This window comes from Pseudonocardia sp. McavD-2-B (genome assembly GCF_024124365.1).
GTDB classification, from domain to species: domain Bacteria; phylum Actinomycetota; class Actinomycetes; order Mycobacteriales; family Pseudonocardiaceae; genus Pseudonocardia; species Pseudonocardia alni.
The window spans coordinates 1-5273 of the sequence record NZ_JAMXSG010000338.1; the positions used below are offsets into that span (position 1 = coordinate 1).

Genomic DNA, 5273 nt, shown 5'->3' on the forward strand with positions numbered 1-5273 from the left:
CCGGGGACTGCGGGCGGCACTGGGCGGCCGGTCCGGTGCGCACCGCGGCGCAGCGCGCCCGCGCGAGCGCCGCGGCCCGTGACCGCTCCCGTGGCCACCAGGTCTCGGCCTACATGACGTCGACGGTCACCAGCTCCTGACCGCGCGGGGCGGCACGGGATGATGTCCCGGTGACGACCACCGGGACCCCGCCGCTGCCGAAGGCCGAGCTGCACCTGCACATCGAGGGCACGCTCGAACCCGAGACCGTGTTCGAGCTGGCCCGGCGGCACGACGTCGCGCTGCCGTACGCCTCGGTGGAGGAGCTGCGGGCGGCCTACGACTTCACCGACCTGCAGTCCTTCCTGGACGTGTACTACGCCAACATGGCCGGCCTGCGGACCCGCGACGACTTCACCGCGCTCGCGTCGGCGTACCTGCGGACCTGCCCGGAGCAGGGGGTCCGGCACGTCGAGATGTTCTTCGACCCTCAGGCGCACACCGCTCGCGGCGTCGCGATCGGCGACGTGATCGGCGGGCTCACCGACGCGATCGAGCACCACGCCGACGACGTCTCCGCCGGGCTGATCCTCTGTTTCCTGCGCGACCGGTCGGCCGCCGAGGCGGAGGAGACCCTGCGGGCGGCGGAGCCGTACCTGGACCGGATCGTCGGGGTCGGGCTCGACTCGGCCGAGGTCGGGCACCCGCCGTCGAAGTTCACCTCGGTGTTCGAGCGGGCCCGCGGGCTGGGTCTCAAGCCGGTCGCGCACGCGGGGGAGGAGGGCCCGGCGGGCTATGTGACCGAGGCCCTCGACGAGCTGGGCGTGCTGCGCGTCGACCACGGCATCCGCGCGATCGAGGACGACGCCCTCGTCGCCCGCCTGGTCCGTGACCGCACCCCGCTGACGGTCTGCCCGCTGTCCAACGTCCGGCTCGCCTGCGTCCCCGGCATCGGGCTGCACCCGCTGCCGGAGATGCTCGCGGCGGGGCTGAACGTGTCGGTGCACTCCGACGACCCCGCCTACTTCGGCGGCTACGCCGACGCGAACTACGCCGCGGTCCGCGAGGGCCTCGGCTTCACCGACGACCAGCTCCGCACGCTGGCCGCCAACTCGATCACCTCGTCGTTCCTCGACGACGAGGCCGTGCAGCGCCTGCTCGGCGAGGTCGCCGACTGGGGGGCCGCGGCCCGCGGGTGAGTCAGGCCGTCGCGGCGAGCCGGACCGGGCGCAACGGGTGCAGCGGGTGCCCGGCACCGGTCCGTCCCCGCTCGACGTCGAACGGCGACAGCCGGAACCGGCGGGTCCGCAGCTGGTACTCCGCGGTGTTGGCCGGCCACATGACGACGTTGACGCCCTCGTCGTTCTGGTAGTAGCTCGCGCAGCCGCCGGTCTCGTACACGGTGCGCGCCGAGCGGCGCCGGATCCGCCGCGTCCAGCGCTCCTCGACGGCGGGCTTCACGTCGAGCGCGCGGATGCCCTCGGCCGCCATCCGGCACACGGCGTCGGCGACGTAGCGGGCCTGGGCCTCGGAGAACAGCAGCGTCGAGCTGGCCCCGCTGGTCGCGTTCGGACCCTGCATGAGGAACAGGTTCGGGAAGCCGGGGTAGCTCATCCCCAGGTAGGCGCGCGGGTAGGCGCCCCAGTGGTCGTGCAGGGACCTGCCGTGGGCGTCGTGGATGCGGCGCGCGATCGGGGCCGTCGCGCCGACCTCGAACCCGGTGGTCAGCACGATCGCGTCGACCTCTGCGCGGCTTCCGTCGCCGGAGACGACGGTCCGCCCCTCGACCCGGGCGAGCCCACCGGTGTGCAGCGTCGTGTTCGGCGCGCTCATCGCGGGCAGGTAGTCGTTCGAGACCAGCGGCCGCTTGCAGGCGTAGTCGAAGTCGGGGGTCAGCCGCGCGCGCAGCTGCGGGTCGGGCGTCTGGGCGGCGAGATGCCTGCGGCCGACCCGGGTGAGTGTCTCGCGCAGCAGCCGCGAGCGACGGGTCGCGGCGAGCAGCTCGGCGCCGACGTAGATGACGTCGAACTGCATCCGGCACAGCAGCGGGTTCGCCGCCAGCGCGCGACGGGTGCGCTCGCCGACGGGCCGCTCGGGCTTGGGCAGGATCCAGGCCGGGGTGCGCTGCAGGACGTGCAGCTCGGTGACGCGCGGCTGCAGCTCGGGGACGAGCTGGATCGCCGTCGCCCCCGTCCCGACGACGGCGACGCGCCGGTCGGCGAGCTCGGCGTCGTGGTCCCAGCGGGCGGAGTGGAACACCGGGCCGGGGAAGTCCGCGAGGCCCTCGACGTCGGGCAGCTTCGGGTCGGCGACCAGCCCGGCCGCGCTGACCAGGACGTCCGCGGTGAACTCACCGGACGGTGTCGCGATCCGCCAGCGGGCGTCCGCGGGGTCCCAGCGGGCGGAGAGCACGTCGGCGTCGAAGCGGACGTGGTCGAGCAGGCCGGTCGAGTGGGCCAGGCGCCGGGCGTAGTCCTGCACCTCGTGGCCGGGCGCGTAGAGGTCGCTCCAGTCCGGGTTGGTCATGGCCCGCAGCTGGTACAGCGGCGACGGCGTGTCGACGCCGACACCGGGGTAGGTGTTGTCGCGCCACACCCCGCCGACGTCGTCCGCCCGCTCCAGCAGGACGAAGTCGTGCACACCCCGCCGCAGCAGGGCCAGGCCCACGGCGAGTCCGGTGAACCCCGCCCCCACGACGGCGACCCTCGAATGACGGGGCGACGGGCCGCTCGGCACGTCGGCGGCGCCGGGGGAAGCGGGATCGACCGGCCGCTGGATCGGCAGCGCCTCGGACGTCATGGTCTCGACGGTAAAGGCTTCATGGTGCACCGGCACGCGAGAGCGGCCCGTCTCACGAGGTCGTCGCACACCCCTGTCGCACGGGTCACACCCGACCCGTCGGTAACCGTCGCGCCTGCGCCGGTCGGGTGCGGACGCACTACGCTCCCCGAGTGCCCTCCGTCATGATCACGGGCGCGTCGTCGGGGATCGGGGCCGCGTTCGCCGATCGGCTCGCCGCCGACGGCCGCGACCTCGTGCTCGTGGCGCGCGACGCCGACCGCCTCCAGACCGCCGCGCAGCGCTACCGCGACCTCGGCGTCGCCGTCGAGGTGCTGCCCGCCGACCTGTCGGACCCGGACCAGCGGGCCCGGGTCGTGCGCCGCCTCGCCGACCCCGACCTCGCGCCGGTCGACCTGCTCGTCAACAACGCCGGGCTCGCGCTGGGCGCCTCCTTCCTCGAGAACGACGCCGCCGACCTGGCCCGCCAGCTGCAGGTGAACGTGGCCGCCGTGCTGGAGCTGACCCGGGCCGCGCTGCCCGGGATGGTCGACCGCGGCACCGGCGCGGTGCTGAACGTCGCGAGCGTCGCGGGCTTCCTGGCCGGGCGCGGCTCCACCTACCCGGCCGACAAGGCGTGGGTCATCTCCTTCACCGAGGGCGTCGCGGCGTCGCTGCAGGGCACCGGGGTGCGCGCGATGGTGCTGTGCCCCGGCTACGTGCGCACCGAGTTCCACGAGCGGGCCGGCATCGACGTCGGCGCCCGCCGCGGCCCGCTGTGGCTGGAGGCCTCCCAGGTCGTCGACGAGGCACTCGCCGACCTCGACCGGGGCCGGGTCGTCTCCGTGCCCTCCAGGCAGTACAAGGCGATCGTGGGGGTGACCGGGGTGCTGCCCCGGAGCCTGCTGCGACGCATCACGGCGACGTTCGACAGGGATCGCACATGAGCTCCGCACACACCGACCGCTCCCGCCTCGCCGCGCTGGTCCGGGAGATCGCCGTCGTCCACGAGCGGGTCACGCTCTCCTCCGGCGCGGAGGCCGACTACTACATCGACCTGCGCCGCGTCACGCTGCACCACGAGGCGTCCCCGCTGATCGGGCGGCTGCTGCGCGAGCTCACCACGGACTGGACCTACCGATCGGTCGGCGGGCTGACGCTCGGCGCGGACCCGGTCGCGACGGCGGTGCTGCACGCGGCGGCGGCCGAGCCGGACACCGACCCGGTCGACGCCTTCGTCGTCCGCAAGGAGACCAAGAAGCACGGCATGCAGCGGCTCATCGAGGGCCCGGACATCACCGGCCGCCCGGTGCTGGTCGTCGAGGACACCTCCACCACCGGCGGCTCGGTCCTGACCGCGGTCCGGTCGGTACTCCAGGCCGGCGCCGACGTGGTCGGGGTGTGCACCGTCGTCGACCGCGACACCGGCGCCCGGCAGGCCGTCGAGGCCGAGGGCGTGCCGTACCGCGCGCTGCTGGGGCTGGCGGACCTGCAGCTGGGATGAGCGAGCCCGGGCCCAGCGAGTGGTCGGTCCCCGGCCAGGTCGGGGTCGGCCCGTGGGCCGGGCCGTGGCCGCAGGGCGACCAGTGGGACCCGGAGCTGCTGGAGCACGGTGACCGGCGCAACGTCGTCGACCGCTACCGCTACTGGCGCCGCGAAGCCGTCGCGGCGGACCTGGCAGGCCGGGCGCACCCGTTCCACGTGGCGATCGAGAACCTCGGGCACGACCACAACATCGGCACGGTGGTGCGCACGGCGAACGCCTTCGGGGTCGCCGGCGTGCACATCGTCGGGCGACGCCGGTGGAACCGCCGCGGCGCGATGGTCACCGACCGCTACCTGCGGCTGCACCACCACGCCGACTCGCACGGTCTCGTCGCGTTCGCCCGGGAGCACGGCCTGGCCGTGGTCGCGGTGGACAACGTCGCGGGCGCGGTCCGGCTGGAGGCCACGTCGCTGCCGCGGGACTGCGTGCTCGTGTTCGGCGCCGAGGGCCCCGGGCTGTCACCGGAGCTGCGCGACGCCGCGGACCTGGTCGTGTCGATCGCCCAGTTCGGCTCGACGCGCTCGGTCAACGCCGGGGTGGCCTCGGGGATCGTGATGCACGCATGGATCCGCGAGCACGCGGACCTGTCCGACGCCTGGTGATCAGCACGTTTCCGCCCCGGACAGGGCGGAAACGTGCTGATCGATGCTCAGTTGCCGTGCCGGGGCGGCATGGTGGGGCGACCGGTGGTGTGGCGGTACGGCGGCTCCGTGCCGTCCTGCGGGCGGGGGCCGGGGCCGTGCGGCGGCACCGCGCCACCGTGCCGTGGTGCGGTCCCGCCGTGCTGCGGGGCACGACCGGGCTGGGCGAACGTCGTCTGCCCGTCCCGGGGGCGTCCGGCCCGCGGCGCCGGGCCGCTCCCGACGGCCGGCATCTGCATGGTGACCGCGGCCGGGTCGTCGTCGGCGGAGCGGCCGGTGACGGTGGCGGCGGCCGCACCGGTCGCGGCGCCCGCGACGCCGTCGACCGG

General features: G+C 74.9%; 5 protein-coding genes and 1 pseudogene. 4 read left to right on the forward strand and 2 right to left on the reverse strand.

Annotated elements, in window-relative coordinates; translation table 11 throughout:
- The first annotated feature begins 170 nt into the window (after positions 1–170).
- Positions 171–1178 carry an adenosine deaminase gene (locus NH602_RS27695; RefSeq protein ID WP_253069331.1) on the forward strand — a complete coding sequence of 336 codons (1008 nt, stop codon included), beginning with the start codon at positions 171–173 and terminating at the stop codon, positions 1176–1178.
- 1 nt (position 1179) lies between these two features.
- Here the strand turns inward: NH602_RS27695 and NH602_RS27700 are convergent, their stop codons facing one another.
- On the reverse strand, positions 1180–2778 hold the full coding sequence (locus NH602_RS27700; RefSeq protein ID WP_083658700.1) for an NAD(P)/FAD-dependent oxidoreductase: 1599 nt from the start codon (positions 2776–2778) through the stop codon (positions 1180–1182).
- 152 nt (positions 2779–2930) lie between these two features.
- Between NH602_RS27700 and NH602_RS27705 the strand changes: the two genes are divergently transcribed.
- The 3 genes from NH602_RS27705 to NH602_RS27715 are packed head-to-tail and all read left to right on the forward strand — an operon-like array spanning position 2931 to position 4905.
- Positions 2931–3704, forward strand: coding sequence for an SDR family oxidoreductase (locus tag NH602_RS27705; protein ID WP_073576043.1), 774 nt, complete (start codon positions 2931–2933; stop codon positions 3702–3704).
- Complete coding sequence (gene pyrE, locus NH602_RS27710; RefSeq protein ID WP_073576042.1) at positions 3701–4261, forward strand: orotate phosphoribosyltransferase; 561 nt, start codon at positions 3701–3703, stop codon at positions 4259–4261. Before NH602_RS27705 ends, pyrE begins: the two co-directional genes overlap by 4 nt.
- Positions 4258–4905, forward strand: coding sequence for an RNA methyltransferase (locus tag NH602_RS27715; protein WP_073576041.1), 648 nt, complete (start codon positions 4258–4260; stop codon positions 4903–4905). The genes pyrE and NH602_RS27715 overlap by 4 nt, the downstream gene beginning before the upstream one ends.
- A gap of 47 nt (positions 4906–4952) precedes the next feature.
- Here the strand turns inward: NH602_RS27715 and NH602_RS27720 are convergent.
- A pseudogene (locus NH602_RS27720) lies at positions 4953–5273 on the reverse strand (hypothetical protein); the annotation flags it as partial.